Origin of the sequence: Synechococcus sp. 60AY4M2 (assembly GCF_002760375.1) — a bacterium.
Lineage (GTDB): Bacteria > Cyanobacteriota > Cyanobacteriia > Thermostichales > Thermostichaceae > Thermostichus.
On sequence record NZ_AUMZ01000001.1, the window covers coordinates 2,506,813 to 2,522,588 of the forward strand.

The 15,776-nt window shown below is 58.5% G+C and carries 15 protein-coding genes; 7 read left to right on the top strand and 8 right to left on the bottom strand.

What is annotated here, in order from left to right; all coding sequences use genetic code 11:
* Positions 1 to 9: 9 nt before the first annotated feature.
* Positions 10 to 243, top strand: a complete 234-nt coding sequence (locus SYN60AY4M2_RS11035) for a transposase (protein ID WP_240527893.1) — start codon at positions 10 to 12, stop codon at positions 241 to 243.
* 71 nt (positions 244 to 314) lie between these two features.
* Here the strand turns inward: SYN60AY4M2_RS11035 and SYN60AY4M2_RS11040 are convergent, their stop codons facing one another.
* On the bottom strand, positions 315 to 740 hold the full coding sequence (locus tag SYN60AY4M2_RS11040) for an arylamine N-acetyltransferase (protein ID WP_011431031.1): 426 nt from the start codon (positions 738 to 740) through the stop codon (positions 315 to 317).
* A gap of 151 nt (positions 741 to 891) precedes the next feature.
* On the opposite strand from SYN60AY4M2_RS11040, the gene SYN60AY4M2_RS11045 reads away from it, so the two are divergent.
* Both SYN60AY4M2_RS11045 and SYN60AY4M2_RS11050 read left to right on the top strand, forming a co-directional pair.
* On the top strand, positions 892 to 3,030 hold the full coding sequence (locus SYN60AY4M2_RS11045; protein ID WP_099812902.1) for a polyribonucleotide nucleotidyltransferase: 2,139 nt from the start codon (positions 892 to 894) through the stop codon (positions 3,028 to 3,030).
* Between the two features lie 105 nt (positions 3,031 to 3,135).
* Positions 3,136 to 5,220, top strand: a complete 2,085-nt coding sequence (locus SYN60AY4M2_RS11050) for a CHASE2 domain-containing protein (RefSeq protein WP_099812903.1) — start codon at positions 3,136 to 3,138, stop codon at positions 5,218 to 5,220.
* Between the two features lie 397 nt (positions 5,221 to 5,617).
* On the opposite strand, the gene gshB is transcribed toward SYN60AY4M2_RS11050, so the two are convergent.
* Positions 5,618 to 6,565: a glutathione synthase gene (gene gshB, locus SYN60AY4M2_RS11055; RefSeq protein WP_011431028.1), complete on the bottom strand. Its 948-nt coding sequence runs from the start codon at positions 6,563 to 6,565 to the stop codon at positions 5,618 to 5,620.
* A gap of 218 nt (positions 6,566 to 6,783) precedes the next feature.
* Between gshB and SYN60AY4M2_RS11060 the strand changes: the two genes are divergently transcribed.
* On the top strand, positions 6,784 to 7,512 hold the full coding sequence (locus SYN60AY4M2_RS11060; protein WP_240527835.1) for a pentapeptide repeat-containing protein: 729 nt from the start codon (positions 6,784 to 6,786) through the stop codon (positions 7,510 to 7,512).
* A 73-nt stretch (positions 7,513 to 7,585) separates the two neighbouring features.
* Here the strand turns inward: SYN60AY4M2_RS11060 and rpmB are convergent, their stop codons facing one another.
* Together rpmB and SYN60AY4M2_RS11070 are read right to left on the bottom strand one after the other, a co-directional pair.
* On the bottom strand, positions 7,586 to 7,822 hold the full coding sequence (rpmB, locus tag SYN60AY4M2_RS11065) for a 50S ribosomal protein L28 (protein ID WP_099812907.1): 237 nt from the start codon (positions 7,820 to 7,822) through the stop codon (positions 7,586 to 7,588).
* 24 nt (positions 7,823 to 7,846) lie between these two features.
* Positions 7,847 to 8,209, bottom strand: coding sequence for a hypothetical protein (locus SYN60AY4M2_RS11070; protein WP_011431025.1), 363 nt, complete (start codon positions 8,207 to 8,209; stop codon positions 7,847 to 7,849).
* A gap of 187 nt (positions 8,210 to 8,396) precedes the next feature.
* Between SYN60AY4M2_RS11070 and SYN60AY4M2_RS11075 the strand changes: the two genes are divergently transcribed.
* The gene (locus SYN60AY4M2_RS11075) at positions 8,397 to 9,503 is read left to right on the top strand and encodes a dockerin type I domain-containing protein (RefSeq protein ID WP_099812909.1); all 1,107 of its coding nucleotides are present in this window, start codon (positions 8,397 to 8,399) and stop codon (positions 9,501 to 9,503) included.
* Between the two features lie 434 nt (positions 9,504 to 9,937).
* Entirely contained in the window at positions 9,938 to 10,114 is a 177-nt protein-coding gene (locus SYN60AY4M2_RS11080; protein WP_011431023.1) for an AI-2E family transporter, read from the top strand.
* A gap of 772 nt (positions 10,115 to 10,886) precedes the next feature.
* On the opposite strand, the gene SYN60AY4M2_RS11085 is transcribed toward SYN60AY4M2_RS11080, so the two are convergent.
* From SYN60AY4M2_RS11085 to pyk, 4 genes are all read right to left on the bottom strand, one after another.
* Positions 10,887 to 11,516 (bottom strand): biotin transporter BioY, encoded by a 630-nt coding sequence (locus SYN60AY4M2_RS11085; protein ID WP_099812911.1) that lies wholly within the window; start codon positions 11,514 to 11,516, stop codon positions 10,887 to 10,889.
* A gap of 240 nt (positions 11,517 to 11,756) precedes the next feature.
* Entirely contained in the window at positions 11,757 to 12,365 is a 609-nt protein-coding gene (locus tag SYN60AY4M2_RS11095) for a hypothetical protein (protein ID WP_143596978.1), read from the bottom strand.
* A gap of 216 nt (positions 12,366 to 12,581) precedes the next feature.
* A complete protein-coding gene (locus SYN60AY4M2_RS11100; RefSeq protein WP_011431021.1) occupies positions 12,582 to 13,118 on the bottom strand; it encodes a VWA domain-containing protein in 537 nt (178 codons plus the stop codon).
* A 297-nt stretch (positions 13,119 to 13,415) separates the two neighbouring features.
* Positions 13,416 to 15,257 (bottom strand): pyruvate kinase, encoded by a 1,842-nt coding sequence (gene pyk, locus SYN60AY4M2_RS11105; RefSeq protein ID WP_011431019.1) that lies wholly within the window; start codon positions 15,255 to 15,257, stop codon positions 13,416 to 13,418.
* 318 nt (positions 15,258 to 15,575) lie between these two features.
* Between pyk and SYN60AY4M2_RS11110 the strand changes: the two genes are divergently transcribed.
* Positions 15,576 to 15,776, top strand: a 201-nt coding sequence (locus SYN60AY4M2_RS11110) for a helix-turn-helix domain-containing protein (protein ID WP_143597324.1), incomplete at its 3' end; no start/stop codon positions are given.

Genomic DNA, 15,776 nt, shown 5'->3' on the forward strand with positions numbered 1-15,776 from the left:
GTGTTGAGAGTGGATCCCCGTGGTACGTCCCAAAATTGTTGTGTTTGTGAGGAGCGTGTTCCCAAGACCTTGTCGGAACGGGTGCATGATTGCCCCCGTTGCGGGTCGTGGGACAGAGACTTGAACGCTGCTATCGAGATTTTGAAGCGAGGACTCAGGTCCCCCCGTATACGGGGGGATGTAGGGGGGCGGTGGGACTGCCGCTCTCTGGCTGTGGAGGATCCTGGTTTACCAGTCCGTTGAAGCAGCAACTCCGAGAAGTGATTCTCGGAAGCTCCCGTCTACAGCCCGTCAGGGCTTAGCGGGAGAGGATGTCACGCCTCATTGCCGCAGTTCACCTGCAGGGCCAGATGGTCGCATTCGGGGCCAAAGTGGCCATCAGGCTCCGTCCGAGTAGCGTGAACGGCCCGGCTCACCTGTCCCGAGAGCAGATGGACCGAAAACCCCATCCCCTGCAGAGCAGCGGCCAGCAGGCTGTTCAGCTCAAAGCAAAAGCCGCCCCGCCGCTCTCGGACGATTTTTTGGAACAAAAAATCCCGCTCCAGGCGAATGGGGCGACCCCAGTGAATATCCAGATTTTCAAACGGCACCCGCAGCAGGTGGGCCAGGTGGATCTGGCGCAGGGTTTGCGGGGTGAGCTGGGTGGGGCCGACGTAGCCAATGCGCTCCAGGTAGGCCCTGATTTGGGCAGGCGTCAGCGGCTCTAGCATCAGCACGGGAGGCGGTTGGGTTGGCGGCAAGCGAGCATCTGGCCTACCCTAGCCTTGCTGCAGCTCCCCGGCCAGAGCCAGAAGAACAGTTTTTGGCGACGCCCCAACTCTCTCCCACCAGAGAACAAAGCAAAAAGAGAATGCTACGATAGCGGCAAGAAAAAAGAAGGCGAAGCGTTACATGGCGGAATATACTCGGTCGATTTCCTTTTACGGGCGGGAAATTGACATTAATATTGGGTTGATGGCTCCCCAGGCAGGTTGCGGAGTCTGGTTGACTTCTGGGGAAACTTCGGTCTTGGTCACGGCTACGCGACAAGCCGGTCGTGCCGGTGTCGATTTCTTGCCTTTGCTGGTGGACTATGAGGAGCGGCTCTACGCTGCCGGGCGGATCCCAGGAGGCTACTTGCGGCGGGAAGGTCGGCCACCGGAGCGGGCCACCCTGATCTCTCGTCTTATAGACCGGCCCCTGCGGCCTTTGTTCCCAGAATGGCTGCGGGACGATGTGCAAATCGTGGCCACCACCCTCTCGGTGGACGACAAGGTGCCGCCCGATGTGTTGTGTATTTTGGGGGCCTCGCTGGCCATCCACAGCGCTCGCATCCCCTTCAACGGCCCGGTGGCGGCGGTGCGGGTCGGCTTGGTTAAAGATGAGTTCATCATCAACCCCACCTATGCCGAGATCGAGGCCGGCGATCTGGATTTGGTGGTGGCTGGCTGTGCCGACGGCGTAATCATGGTGGAGGCCGGCGCCAACCAACTGCCGGAAAAGGACGTGGTCGAGGCCATTGAGTTTGGTTTCGAGGCCGTTCAAGAGCTGCTCAAGGCCCAACAGCAAGTTTTCGCCGATCTCAACATCACCCCTGTGGAGCTGCCCCCGCCCCCTCAAAATGAGGAGCTGGTTGCCTTTGTGGCAGAACACGGCCAGGAGGAGATTCGCTCCGTCCTCAGGCAGTTCCTGGATAAGACCAGCCGCGAGCAACAACTGGAGGCGATCAAGGCCAAGCTAGAGGCCCAGATCCAGGCACGGCCAGAGGGGGATCCCTTGCGGCTGTATCTGCTGGAAAATCCCAAGGAATTGGACAACCAGTTCAAGGCTTTGACCAAGAAGCTGATGCGCCAGCAGATCTTGCAGGAGGGGGTGCGGGTGGATGGGCGCAAGCTGGACGAGGTGCGACCAGTCTCTTGTCGGGTGGGCTTGATCCCACGGGTACACGGCAGCGCTCTGTTCAACCGCGGCCTCACCCAAGTCCTTTCCATCACCACCCTCGGCACCCCTGGTGATGCCCAGGAGCTGGACGATCTGCACCCAGTGGACGAGAAGCGTTACATGCACCACTATAACTTCCCCGGCTTTTCCGTGGGAGAAGTGCGGCCCTCGCGCTCGCCGGGACGGCGGGAGATCGGCCATGGGGCGCTGGCGGAGCGGGCCTTGGTGCCGGTGCTGCCCAAGGAGGAGGAGTTTCCCTACGTGGTGCGGGTGGTCTCAGAGGTGCTCTCCTCCAATGGCTCCACCTCGATGGCCTCAGTCTGTGGCTCTACTCTGTCTTTGATGGATGCCGGGGTGCCGATCAAAGCGCCGGTCAGCGGCGTAGCCATGGGCTTAATTAAGGAAGGGGACGAGGTGCGCATCCTCACCGACATCCAGGGCATCGAGGACTTTTTGGGGGATATGGACTTCAAGGTGGCCGGCACGCGGGCCGGGATCACCGCTTTGCAGATGGACATGAAAATTACCGGCATCACCGTGGATGTGGTGGAGAAAGCCCTCCTGCAGGCCAAGGCCGGGCGGGACTACATCCTTGACAAAATGCTGGAGGTTCTCCCGGCGCCTCGGCCCCAGTTGGCCAAAACAGCCCCTCGTCTGCTCACGTTCAAGGTGGATCCGGAAGATATCGGCAAGATCATCGGCCCTGGCGGCAAGATGGTGCGCAGCATCACCGAAGCGACAGGAGCCAAGGTGGACATCAGCGACGATGGCACGATCACCGTGTCCTCCTCGGTGGGCGGCCAGGCAGAAGCGGCTCGGGCGATGATCGAAAACCTGGTGCGGCGGGTGGAAGAGGGGCAGGTGTACCTGGGCAAGGTGACCCGCATCATTCCTATCGGCGCCTTTGTGGAGTTCTTGCCGGGCAAAGAGGGCATGATCCACATCTCGCAACTGGCGGAGTACCGCGTCAGCAGGGTGGAGGATGAAATTGCCGTAGCAGATGAGGTGGTGGTCAAGGTGCGCAGCATCGACCACAAGGGCCGCGTTAACCTCACCCGTCTCGGCATTAGTCCTGAGGAGGCGGCGCGGGTGCGCAACCATCACCCCTGAAGCTGCGGTTTTTCCCCAGCAACTGGGTGGGCAGGGATCCCCTCGCCAGCCGTTGTCAGCGGCCAAGATGGCAGAGGAGGCGCTCTTCAACCTGTTGGCCTCAACATGCCGAATCTCGCTTCTCCCCTTCTTGCTGGCCAAGAGCGTGGCCCTCAGAGGCGACTGTCTCCCTCCCGGCGGCGACTGGGCTGGGCCTTGGCTTGGGGCCTGGGGTGGGCCACCTTGCTCAACCTTTCTGCCCAGCACCCTTTGTTGCTGCGGCTGGAGAGCGACGCCCAGGAATGGCTCTATGCTTGGCGCGGCCCTCAGCAACCTTCCCCGGAGGTGGTGATCCTCGGCATCGATGGCCGCATTGATGGGCAGGGAGAAAGTGGTGATGGCCAGCATAATGTTGACTTTCTCTTGGAACGGGCTAACTACGCCGGCCTGACCTTGCGCCTTCTGGAAGAGGCCGAAGCCAGGGTGGTGGTGCTGAACCTGCCCAGCAGCTTTGTGGTGCCGCAGAATCTGGGCAACGAGAACCTAGATGCTCCCCTGCGTCAGGTGGTGCAGCGCTACCCGGATCGCTTGGTTTTGGCCACCCGCAGCAGCGAGAGCTTTGGACGCTCCGAGATCAACATCTACAACCACTTCTTGCCTTTTTCGTCCTTGCGCCTTGAGTATTTGGTGCCGCCAGAGCATGTTCAGGGGGTGGTGCAACACCGAGTCGACAGAACCGGGATCCTACGCCAGGCCCAGTTGCGGGGGCTCTACCTACGCCGCGACAGCCAGGAGGAGCAGATGTTCGCCTCGGTGGAGGCTCTGGCTTTTGCCAAGTACGACCCGGAGAAGGCTAGCCGCTGGTTTCGCAAGCGGGGCTTACAGCCGTTTCAGTTCAATCCCCTTGGCTCTCAGCACAGCATCCCCATCATCCCCATCGAACGGGTCTGTCCGCCGCTGATCTCCCAGACGGGATCCGGCTCCCCGACGCTCAGCCCCGGCCAAGCCTGCCGCGGCCAAGAAGGGATCCCGCCCCTCGACCCCAAAGTTGCCGACCAACTGCGAGACAAAATTGTCCTGGTCGGCTTTGTGGGCGGCTACCCGGAGACCTTCCCGGTGCGGACGGCGGATGGATCCCAGATTGCGGCAGTCGAGCTGCAGGCGCAAATCCTCTCGAGCCTGCTCACCGGAGAGGTGTACCGATCCCTGCCGGCAGGGCTAGCGGCGGGAGTTGTCTTCCTGCTGGGGGCGGGAACGGGCCTGATCTGGGTGCTCTATCGCCCCTCCCCGCGACGGAATTGCTGGGACTGGAAACAACAGCGCTCTCTCCTCTGGCCAGTGGTGGGGCTGGTTGCTTATGAAGGGTGGGCCGTGACCCAATTTTTGCTGTGGCGTTGGATTTGGCCGCTGACCTTGCCGGCTTTGGCCGTCGGTCTAACGGGGGTGAGCCTGCTTCTGACCTTGGTAATCTTGGAGAACCAGGAGCGGCTCTTGGCCCAGCAACAGGAACTGGAGCGCCTGCGCCGGGCCGAACAAGAGGCTGCTATCGACCAAGCCCGCAAGCTGCTCTACCGCATTGCCACCGACATTCACGATCGCGAGCTGCAGGAGCTGAAGGTGGTGATGGACGAGCTGGAGAGCTTGCAATGGCAACAGCAGCAGGGTAAGGATCCCGATCCTGCCATTTACGATCGTCTGCTGGAACAACTGGAAAGGATCGGGCGAGGCATTCGCGAGCAGCTTAACGATGTGCGCACCCTGGCCACCAAGCTGCGCATTTCCCCCAGCTTGCGGGAGGGCTTGCACCGGGGCATCGACACCTATCTGGACGAGCTGATTCGGACGGGCAGCCTGACCTTGCCTGTGGAGCGCCACCTACAACCTCTGGAGGAGCCCAATACCGGCGAGTGGTTCGACCAACGGGAGGACATCTTGCGCTTTTTGCGAGAGGCCATCGGCAATGTCATCGCCCATGTGCAACCTCCCAAGGGCAACGCCTCCTTCGTCAAGGTGTCCTTGGTGCAAAAGGAGCGCCACTGCTGCTTGTCGGTCATCAATGACGGCGTAGAATACGCCCCCAGCCCCGGTGGCGGCTATGGCAGCAAAGCCATGAATACCATTGCCCGCTACCTGCCCAAGGGCTCCTGGCATCGCACCCACACTCCGGAAGGCCATACCTACGTCGAGCTGCACTGGGAGATGCCGCTCTAAAAGACTTAGACAACAGCGGGCAAAAGGGAACTTTTGTCTGTGCTTCAGCGACTCCTACCTAGCTGGTCGCCCAGCCCCGGCAGACCCCAGGCGTAACTTCCCCCAGAGCTTGAGGTACAGCCTGCTAAAGAATCAAGAGGTACAGTAGCAACACTTAGCAAACCCACTTCGGAAGCGGATAGAGGTCTTACCTGCCTGATAAGCTGTCACAACTCTTTGCCGTCAATCCAAAGAATGGGTTGGCATCCCCTCCTCTCCTGCCTCTTGAATACCTGTACCCTATTTTTAACAGGCTGTAGCATCGATGCTCTTGCGAGGGAGCTCAAAGGGGGAAAGTGACTGGAGAGGGTATCTGTTGGATAATGCCCAGATTCCTCGGAAGAGGGCGTGGGGCAGTTTACGCTTTGATGGGCACTTTCTTCTCCAGCCACTGGGCCACTTGATCGGCCAGATCAACCCCTTCTAACTGGCAGATCTCCCGCAGCATAGTTGGGCTGGTGACGTTAATCTCTGTCAGCCGTTCCCCGATGACATCAATTCCAACAAAATAGAGTTTCTCCTGCCGCAGCACTGGCGCCAAAGCCGCGCAGAGGGCCCGTTCTTTTTCAGCAATCTCGGTTTTCTCCACCCGACCCCCAGCGGCCACATTGCCACGGAAATCCCCCTCCCCAGGGATGCGATTGACGGCGCCCAAAGGCTCGCCCTCCAGCAGCAAAATGCGCTTATCTCCCGCTGCTGCCTGCGGCAAATACTCTTGCACCATCACGGGCAGCCGGCCAAACTGAGTGCTCAGCTCGATCAAGGAATTGAGGTTTGGATCGCCGGCATTGACCCGCAGGATCCCTTCCCCACCCTTGCCGCCCAGGGGCTTGAGCACCGCCTGCCCCACCTGCTCGACGAATTGGCGGAGCAAGGCCTTGCTGCTGCTGACGCAGGTACGCGGGATCCACTCTTTAAACCGCAAAGCATAGAGCTTTTCGTTGGCGGAGCGGATCCCGGCAGGATGGTTGAGCACTAGGGTGCGGCGGGGGGAGAGATGATCCAGAAGGTAGGTGGCGTAGAGATAGGCCGCGTCCACCGGCGGATCCTTGCGCATCCATACGGCTTGCATCTGGCTCAAGGGCAACAAACGCCGTTCTTTGACTTCGTACCAGGGATCCGCTCCTAGATCCAACACAATCTCCTCAACGGATCCCCAGGTTTCCCCTTGATCCCAGTAGAGGTCGGCCAATCCAAGGCAAAAAATGCGGTGGCCTCGTTTCTGCAGCGCCTCCATTAGGGCAACGCTGGTGTCGTGGCCCACCTGCAACTGAGACAACGGATCGACAATGAAAGCTACCTGCATGAATGGTTTGAGCAACGAAAAGCTGCCCTGAGTATGCAACAAATTGGAGCGGATTGCTCCGGGCAGGAAGTTAAACCGATGCAGAGCCGTCTTTAACATCCCCTTAACCCTGACCAGCGAAGCAAACGTTAGCTTAGTTAGATGAGATCCCTGTTAGACCTCAGTGTTTCGGCCAGGTTGACCAGGTTTCTGGCTCGCCTGTGAGGAATGGTCTGTCTGTGAGTGTTCCTTCTCCCCAACCCTCCGAGCCGGTTCGCATTGAAACCACGCGGGACTTGCTAGCAGCCCTGCGAGAAGGGCGCTCCCTGCTGGGTGCCAACCTCGAAGGCGCCTACCTCTCGCGGGGCCTGTTCGACCGCATCCAGATGCCCAAGGCCAACTTGACGCGGGCCAACCTGCGCTCGCTCAGTATGCAGCAGGCAGATCTGCGGTTATGCAACTTTCGCCGTGCCGAGCTGGAGCGGGCCAACTTCGCTGCCTCCGATCTCCGGGGATCCAGCTTCAGTCAAGCCCTGGGAGACTACAGCAACTTCACCGCTGCCAAGCTGGACAAAAGCAGCTTTCAGGGGGGACACTTCAGCCATTCCATCTTTCGCGAGGCCAGCTTGGTGGCTGCCAACCTAACGGAAGGCAACTTTTTTGCCGCCGACTTTCGCCAAGCCAACCTCTTTCGCTGCAACCTCTCCCAGGCCATCCTATCCAGTTGCCAGTTGCAGAATGCCAACTTTGACCAAGCCCTCCTGGTGGGGGCCAACCTCCAAGAGGCCCAAATTGAAGGGGCCAGCTTTGTCGGCGCCGACTTTACCGACGCCAAGCTCTCGGACGAAATGCGCAAGTTCTTGATCGAACGCGCGAGCGGCACCAACGAGCTTACTCAGCGGGACACCCTCAACACTCTGCTGGCGGGGCTCCAGCCCAAGTCACGCAAACTGTTTGGATTGCTGTGAACTGTAGCCAGGGCCACTCTTGCGCCAGCCCCAGCAGATCGGTTTTCAAGAGGTCAAGGCAGCGGATGATCCCTCAAAATTGGTTGAGGTCGATTCCAGCTTCGCGGGCCATGGCCCCTATCCCTTTGGCCTTGAGGGTTTTCAGTGCCTTGGTGGAAAGGCGCAAACGAACAAACCGCTTGCCCTCCTCCCACCAGATGCGTTTCCACTGCAGGTTAACCTCCTGCAGACGCTTGGTACGCCGGTGGGAGTGGGAGATGGCGAAAGTGTTGTTGCGTTTTTTGTTGGTCAGTTGGCAGCGACGTGCCATGAGATCCAAGGGAACTCAGCTTCGCTATTCTATGGCCTCTTTTTGTCGAGCAGCAAGCTGCAGCTGAGCTTGCAACTGGGCTAGCTCTGTCCTCAATTGGTCAAAGGTTTGTTGGCAATGGTTGACGCTTCTCAGGGGCAGCTCTTCGTTTTTGGCGATGCAGGTGACCTGTACAGATCCGTCAGCGGCTTGGCGGGTGCGATCCACAAACACCTCTACCGTCACCAGTTTGGCGTAGGGATTTTTTCCAGGCGGCTCGCCGGCCACCCAGTAGTCAGGGCTGTTGTGTAGGACAGTAAGCTGGCAACGCTCCAAGACAGCGCGAATCGCTTCGCTTAACTGCTCGGCTGAGCCCATGAGCTGGGTAACGCAGGAGTATCGAGCCATAGGAGAAGCAAGTCACCACGGTTATCCTACCACCAAGTTTTCGGCTCCTGCAGCCAAAGGCGGGCGAGCAAAATTGCGTTTAAGAGTACTTCGCACCGGCTCGGCCAACCCTGCTGTGGGGGAGTAATTGCGTTAAAACATAAGGACATAAAGAGTGCCTTTCGGCTCTTTCCCCAGGAGAGTTGTGATGTCTAGGGTCTCCTGTTTAGCCCGTTCTCTCTTGTTGCTGGGATCCCTGGCTCTGGGTTGGATAGACCTGTCTTCTGCCCAAGCGCAGCCCTTTCAAGCAGGCGATCTGGATGGGGATGGTCGTTTGACGGTGCAGGATCTCAACCTGTTGGGGGCCTATTTGCGGGGAGAACGGGAGTTGACCGACGACCAGATCCGGGCTGCCGATGTCGATCAGGATGGGCGGATTACAGAAGCCGATTGGCAGGTGTTGCAGCAGCGCATTCAGGCGGCCACAGATGCACCCACCGGCCAGGTGCAGTTGGACTCGGCCTACTCTGGGCAGGTGGTGGATCGCCTGACAGGGCAGCCTTTGGCCGGGGTGGAGGTGGCCATTCCGGGGGCAGGGATTTCGGTGCGCACCGATGCCCAAGGGCGGTTTCGCCTGCCGGGGCCGCTGCCGGCAGAAGAAATTTTGGTGGCGCGGCTGGAGAACTATTTGCCCTATTCCCAAAGCACAGGCAACGGACAGACCGGCGGGGATCGGCCTTGGCAGTTGCAGTTGGAGCGCTGGGATCCCAACGCCACGCTGGTGCTGGAGGCCAATGTCATCCGCCTGGGCGATAACCAATATTCTCCAAAGTCGGCGGCTGCCGGGCAATTTCTGGCGCCTGCCCAAGGGGTGGAGATGACCCGCTCCTTCAGCCTAGACCGCCTGCCGCCTCGCCCACCGGTTTTGCGGCTTGGATCCCTGATTGGGTTGGATACTGCCGCTGCCTATCGGGCCGGCCAGTCCCGCATTCCCGGCGCCAATATGTCTCCCATGCGAGTGCTTTTAAACGGAGTGGAGGTGGAGCAAATCCACTTGGGGGGAGACGACCTGCGCATCCCTCTGCCACTAGAGCATCTGCGCCTGGGGCTGAATACGGTTACCTTGCGCACTGGCAAAACGGTGATCCAGCCTGGCAGGATCGCCGGCGGATCCCGGATCAGTATCCCTCTTTTGGGTGGATCCCTGGATATCTTTGTGCCGCTGGGGACTGACACAATCGGCCAGGACGGTGGGGCTTGGGTGGACTATGACGATGTGCAGTTGGCCAATGTCACGATCGAGATCCCCAACTAAATGCCCAGGCTAACTTGCGCTGGCTAGGCCGCGGGGATTTTGTTGCTCAGAAGCTTGCCCGAAGCCTTTTCGACAGGCCTACTGGGCCCTGACGTGTTGACTTTGCGCAGCTTGGTCTTCGGTTTAGTAAACCTGTTTTTAAATTGTTATCCTGCTGGATGGAAAGCGACTGTGGAGCTTATTTCTAAAGCCGTTCCCAGAGGAGTGGAAAGCTCGAATTACTGAAAGTGTGCGGCGGAATTTTTGGGATTTTTCTGGGGTTGAGCCGTGTTGTCGTTTTTCTTCGCTATTTCAGCTTTTCCAGTGTTTTTAGTACTTCGGATCCCTTCAGCTCTAACCTCATCGATGATTACAGGTTTATTTGATTTAATTCCAGGTATTGGAGCCACTATTGGGACTAGCCTAATTGCTCATATTGTCTTATCACAGAGCGTATGGCTCTCTATCCAGTAATTTGTATCTCCCTACAACAAGTAGAAGAGAGCTTACTCCTGCTTCGCGTGATGCAGGGATCCGTCAATATCAACCCTGTGATCATGTTTTTCTCTTTGTTTGTGAGCGGTACTGTGGCCGGCTTGTTGGCGGTGTTCTTGGCCATTCCGGTGACGTGAGTGTTGATCAACTTACTTGAGTAAAAGGGCATCCAAAACGGTGATCTCCGCTTCCAGATTGCCCTTCAGGTTTTCCTCTACACCACCGGGGATCAGGAGCTGTTTTACCAGCGCTACGGCCAGGCCACCCAGGAAACGGTGATCCAGTTTCTGGCTTTTGATAGGGTTGGCTTGCTAAGTGTTGCTACTGTACCCCTTAATTAGGCTGTAGCACTGGGTTGAACAGCTTGGCTCTATCCTCTGATCTACTGCTCCACATGTTCTTTTAGGGCAGTCCATCTTTTACTTCCGTGTCTTGAAAACTGTTGGTCTTAGGTTTTCTCGGCTCAGCCAGCGATAAACCGTTAACGACTGACTTCGTAAATCTATGCGGCTATTGTCGGGCTGTCCCCTTCCTTAACATACCCTACAACTCTCTCCTAAGTCTGGGCTGTGGCTCGTGGAGTTGCCTCTTGGAGTCTGCTCCATGCCATCTTATCTCTAACAGCGTTCCACCCTCAGCCAAATTGGCTATAGCAAGTCAGGGTCAGCCCTATCCCACCTTTTTTATGAAGCCGATAAAAAAAGCCCCATAAAGGGGCTTGTCGCTCAGCGACTTATAAAACTCTAGAGCAATATAGGGAAGCGCTCCATTGAATCTGTTGCTTTAAACACCGTTTTGATCACAGTCACTAGAATCTCAGAAAAAAGGCCAAACTGCGGCAGATATCATTTTTTTTTTAGATTTTCGGGAGGCTGGCCCTACACCGATCGGGCTGCTGTTGGGCAAGCCCTAGCTTGAGGACGACTTGGGATCCGCTGTCTCCCGCCCCAGCCAGCGCCAAGTGGTGGGCAGCAGGGCTGCTGCTAGCACACACTTCAGCAGATCGCCGGGGATAAAGGGGAACACGCCTTTGGTGAGCACGGCCAAGACGGAAGTGGGGCCGACATTCTCGTTCAGCCACACCCCCAGCCAGGTGGCTCCCAAGACGTAGATCAAAACCGAGCAGGAGAGGATGGACGCGGCCATCTTCCAAGGGCTGCGATCCACCCCCCAGCGCTCCACAAACCAGCCCATCAGCCCTGCGGCCAGGGGAAAGGCCAGCAAGTAGCCCCCTGTCGGTCCGGTTAGGTGGCTGAGCCCGGAGCCGCCGCCGTTGAAGAAGGGCAACCCCAAAAGCCCCTCCAGCAGGTACAGCAGCAAGGCGAGAAAGCCCAACCTCGACCCAAAGCCTGCCCCCACCAGCATCACGCCGAAGGTTTGTCCGGTGATGGGTACTGGCGTAAAGGGCAAAGGGATCCGCACCTGCGCCAGGGCCGCTACCAACAAACTTCCCCCCAACACCAGCATGGAATCCCGAACCCAGGAAGGACGGGTCAGAAGGGTTTGCGCCAAAGGTGTGTGAACAAAAGTAGCAGTCATAGGATATTTGGGGCGCTGAGATACAAGAGATAACAGCTCTTTTCCGAGATCCCCTGACCCATCCCAAAAGCTTTTGGCCAGAGGCTGCAACTAACCGGCAAAGGGCCTTATCTGGGTAGTATATCGCAACCGGAGGATTCTGTACCTATGCACTACCTTGCTTGGCCGCGGCCATTTGTCTGGCGCATCCACTGAATCCGCAGAAGGGTGAGGCAAAAGATGAACCACAAAGCCCCCAGGCTATACCCCGCCAGCAGATCGCTGGGCCAATTCAACCCCCAGTCGGCCCGGCTGAAACCGATGAAGAATAGGATCCCCAGCACTCCTCCAGCGAACCAGCGCCGCTGAGCAGGATAATAGCTTGCCACCAGATAGCCCAAAAGGCCGTAGATTACCGTTGCTGCGATGACCTGTCCACTCCGACAGGATGGGATCCCAAAGATCTGGGCGGGGGCGAGAAAAGGTAGGCTGCAGGATCCCGGCGATCACGGCAGCTCCTAAGGCTGCAACCAACAGTCCCCAAGCCGTCCGTCTTTGTTGGCTGCGCCAGAGCAAAACCCATCCCCAGGCGGTCAAACCCACCAGCCCAATCGGATGCCCTAACCCCCACCCCACCCAAGCCAAGGGATCCAGCCAAGGGCTGGCCCGCTGCAGCCATTGCAAAATCCATGCATCGATGGCTTGACTGGAGGGCGCCAGTCCTTGCAAAGCCAGAGTCAGTCCCCAGAGGACCAGAGCCGAGCCGAGGATCCCGCCCAGGCCCACGGTTGCGCTCAGCAGGGTCAGGCTCGGCGAAACCCGTCTCACCCAGAAGATGGCGAGCTTTTCGGCGGAGTTGGGTTTCCGCACAGGCGGCGCGATGCACCTCGATCTGGACGGGGGTTGTGCCCACCACTTCTCCGTCGACAACCACCTTCTGGGGTGGGTTCGTCTCAACCCAGATGCGGGAAGCTTTGAAGGTGAGGATCCCTTTCAGCTAGAAACCGCAGGAGCCCCGCCCCCCTGCCCCCGTATACGGGGGGTTGGAGCGTGGCCAGGATCTCGGCAAGTTGCACCGGTAAGGGATCAGCTCTTGTTATTCTTCTTCTTCTTGTTCGGGTCGTCGGGATGCTGGCGATCTTCTTCGAGGAACATCAAACTGTGAAGACGAGCTGAGCGGTAGTCGGAGAGGCGCATCGCAAGGGAAGCCCAGGCTAATTTGCTGCCCAAGCCGGACTTCTGGTACAACAGGGAGGCGACGGGAGCGACGCCGACGGCCTTGGCATCGCGGATGGCAGCCAGATCGGCGCTCAAGAAAACAAACTGCCAGCCGTCTTTCTCTGTTTTTTCTTTGATCATCTTCTCGACTTGCTCTTTGCGGAACTCGCGGCTGGCGTTCTCTTGGCCATCGGTTACCACCACCATAACCACCCTCGCAGGGCGATCTGCTTCAGCGAGTTGGCTGAGGCCGCTTTCCAAGTCGGTGATGCCGCGACCCATGGCATCTAGCAAAGGGGTAGAGGCCCGCGGCACATAGGTCTCGCGGGTTAGCTCGGGAACTTCGGCGATGGGCTTGAAACGGTGGATAACTTCGTAGGGATCCTGCGAGTCAAACTGAACCAAAGTGAGGGTGGCAAACCCTGGCTCTGCCCTCTGCTATGGTCACCGGCCTCCTGTAGGAAATCTAACTTGGGACTTCTGCCAGCGACCCGTTTGTGAAGGATTCTGTGCAACTATTTGCAAAGGTTATCAGCTTGATGGGCTTTGATAAATCCTTGTCGGCGCAGAGCCCTGAGAGAGTATCTTGAAGCGTCAAACGGCAGTGAAACCGCTCATTGCGCGGATCCCTGCCTTCCCTTTCCCGGGGAGAGAGGAACTGGGAGACGGTCTCAAACTTGTCTGAAATGACCGCAAAACCCTCTAAAAGCCCAGCCCATCTGCTCCTGAGGTCACCGTGCCTTTTTCTGGGTCTAGGGTGACGATGGCGCCGTCGCGGATGAGGCGCGTAGCATCCTTAACTCCCACCAGCACCGGCACCCCTAACCGCAGACCGATCACCGCCGCATGGGAGGAGGCCCCATCTTCTTCGGTGATCACCCCGGCCGCCTGTTTGATCGCCTCCACATAGTTGGCATCGGTAGCGCGAGCAACCAGGATGTCGCCGGCAGTGATCTTGCTGGCATCGAGGCTAGATCTGAGGATGCGGGCCGGGCCGCTGACAGTGCCTTTGCCAAACCCTCTGCCTTTGGCCACCACTGCCTTGACTACCTCTACCTTAATCAGATCGGTGGAGCCGGATACGCCTGGCAAAGTGCCGGCGCTGAGCACCACCAAGTCGCCATCCTTAAGCAAGCCTTCTTCCTGAGCCACGTTGATGGCGGCCTGAAAGGTCTGGCGGGTGGTAGGCAAATCCATGACCAACAAGGGCCGTACCCCCCACACCAACTGCAGTTGCCGCGCCACCTCTACATGAGGAGTTACAGCCAAGATCGGGGTGCGCGGGCGAAACCGGGAGACATTGCGAGCCGTAGCCCCGGTTTTGGTCAGGGTCATCACCGCCACCGCATCCAACTCCTGGGCAATCTCCCCTACGGCGCGGCTGATTGAGTCGGTGACCAGGGTTTTGGGCCGGGGCGAGCCATTGCCACCGGGGCTGCCGTTATTTTGACTCAGCTCCTGCAGGGTGAGGGTGCGCAGGTGTTGGCGGCGATCGACATAGATCGGGCTGAAGTAATCCCGTTCGATGCGCACAGCAATGCGGGCCATGGTCGCCACCGCCTCGACGGGATATTTGCCTACCGCCGTCTCGTTGGAGAGCATGACGGCATCGGTGCCGTCCAAAATAGCATTGGCCACATCCGAGATCTCGGCCCGAGTGGGACGAGGGCTGTGGGCCATGCTGTCCAGCATTTGGGTAGCGGTGATCACCGGGATCCCCAGGCAGTTGGCCATGGCAATGATCCGCTTCTGCAAAATCGGCACCTCTTCCGCCGGCAGCTCTACGCCCAGATCTCCCCGCGCCACCATTACCCCGTCGCTGAGGGCCAGGATCTGGGGCAGTTGTTGGATGGCCTCGTGTTTTTCGATCTTGACAATGATAGGAACCCGCTTGCCGACAGCGGCCATCAGTTCCCGCAGCTCCAGCACATCCGAGGGATCCCGCACAAAGCTGAGGGCCACCCAGTCCACCCCTTGGTTGAGGCCGAAGTAGAGGTCTTCTTTGTCTTTTTCGGTAACGGCGCGGATGCTGAGGCGCACGCCGGGGAAGTTCACCCCCTTGTTGTCGGAGAGGGTGCCGCCGACAATGGTGCGGCAGAAGAGCTCCCCCGCCTCGGGATCCACCGCCTCCACCCGCATCTCCACCCGACCGTCGTCGAGGAGGATCGTCGCCCCTTCCGGCACCTCTTGGGCTAGCTTGTCGTAGGTGACCCAACTGCGCTCCTGGGATCCCAAAATGGGCTTGCTGGTCAACACGAAGGGATCCCCGCTCCTAAGGGTGATCGAGCCTTCGGCGAACTTGCCGAGGCGAATTTTGGGCCCCTGCAGGTCTTGCAAAATGGCGACCTGGATGCCGAGGTCCATAGCGGTTTGGCGGATGAGGCGGATGTTGCGGCGGTGCAGGTCGTGATCCCCATGGGAGAAGTTGAGGCGAAGGGTGGTTGCCCCTTGCAGGATCATTTCCCTTAGGATGGCGGGGTTGGAGCTGGCAGGGCCGATAGTGGCAACAATTTTGGTGCGTCGAAAAGACTCGCTCGAATGCATGGCAATCTTTACCAAGGGAGAGCAGCCCAGATTGTTTCCCCACACAGGGATCCCCTTGATACGATAACCCGTTTTGACACTTCCGGCCTTAAGTGGCGGGGATTTTCAAGCAGCCCGGAAACAGACTCTTAAAGGCGTTGTCAAAGCGCCTCTGCTGACTTTCCACAGACAAAGTCCAAAGGTTGCCGTTACTTCGTATTCGTCGCCGCATGGGCGTCGGCGTTGATGAGCCAACCCTCTGGGGTTCTAAACAGCTCACACTTACAGCCTTTTAATTTAAAATAGAGTACAGGTATTCAAGAGGAAGGAGAGAAAGGAATGCCGACTCATTCTTTGGATTTGCGGCAAAGAGTTGTAGCAGCCTACCAGGCAGGTAACACCTCCATCCGCCAGGTAGCTAAACGCTTCATGGTGACCAAAAGAACAGTACACCGCTGGGTGCGTCAGTACCAACAAACTCAAGATTTAGCCCCTAAGAAAGCAGGCACCAAGCGAGTGGGCATTTTGGAACAACATCGG

Excerpts from the sequence above, each read along its gene's own strand:
- SYN60AY4M2_RS11080 (WP_011431023.1), top strand. The coding sequence starts at position 9,938 with ATGGCTCTCTATCCAGTAATTTGTATCTCCCTACAACAAGTAGAAGAG.
- SYN60AY4M2_RS11050 (WP_099812903.1), top strand. The coding sequence starts at position 3,136 with ATGCCGAATCTCGCTTCTCCCCTTCTTGCTGGCCAAGAGCGTGGCCCT.
- rpmB (WP_099812907.1), bottom strand. The coding sequence starts at position 7,822 with ATGGCACGTCGCTGCCAACTGACCAACAAAAAACGCAACAACACTTTC.
- SYN60AY4M2_RS11085 (WP_099812911.1), bottom strand. The coding sequence starts at position 11,516 with ATGACTGCTACTTTTGTTCACACACCTTTGGCGCAAACCCTTCTGACC.
- SYN60AY4M2_RS11075 (WP_099812909.1), top strand. The coding sequence starts at position 8,397 with ATGTCTAGGGTCTCCTGTTTAGCCCGTTCTCTCTTGTTGCTGGGATCC.
- SYN60AY4M2_RS11070 (WP_011431025.1), bottom strand. The coding sequence starts at position 8,209 with ATGGCTCGATACTCCTGCGTTACCCAGCTCATGGGCTCAGCCGAGCAG.
- SYN60AY4M2_RS11045 (WP_099812902.1), top strand. The coding sequence starts at position 892 with ATGGCGGAATATACTCGGTCGATTTCCTTTTACGGGCGGGAAATTGAC.
- pyk (WP_011431019.1), bottom strand. The coding sequence starts at position 15,257 with ATGCATTCGAGCGAGTCTTTTCGACGCACCAAAATTGTTGCCACTATC.
- gshB (WP_011431028.1), bottom strand. The coding sequence starts at position 6,565 with ATGCAGGTAGCTTTCATTGTCGATCCGTTGTCTCAGTTGCAGGTGGGC.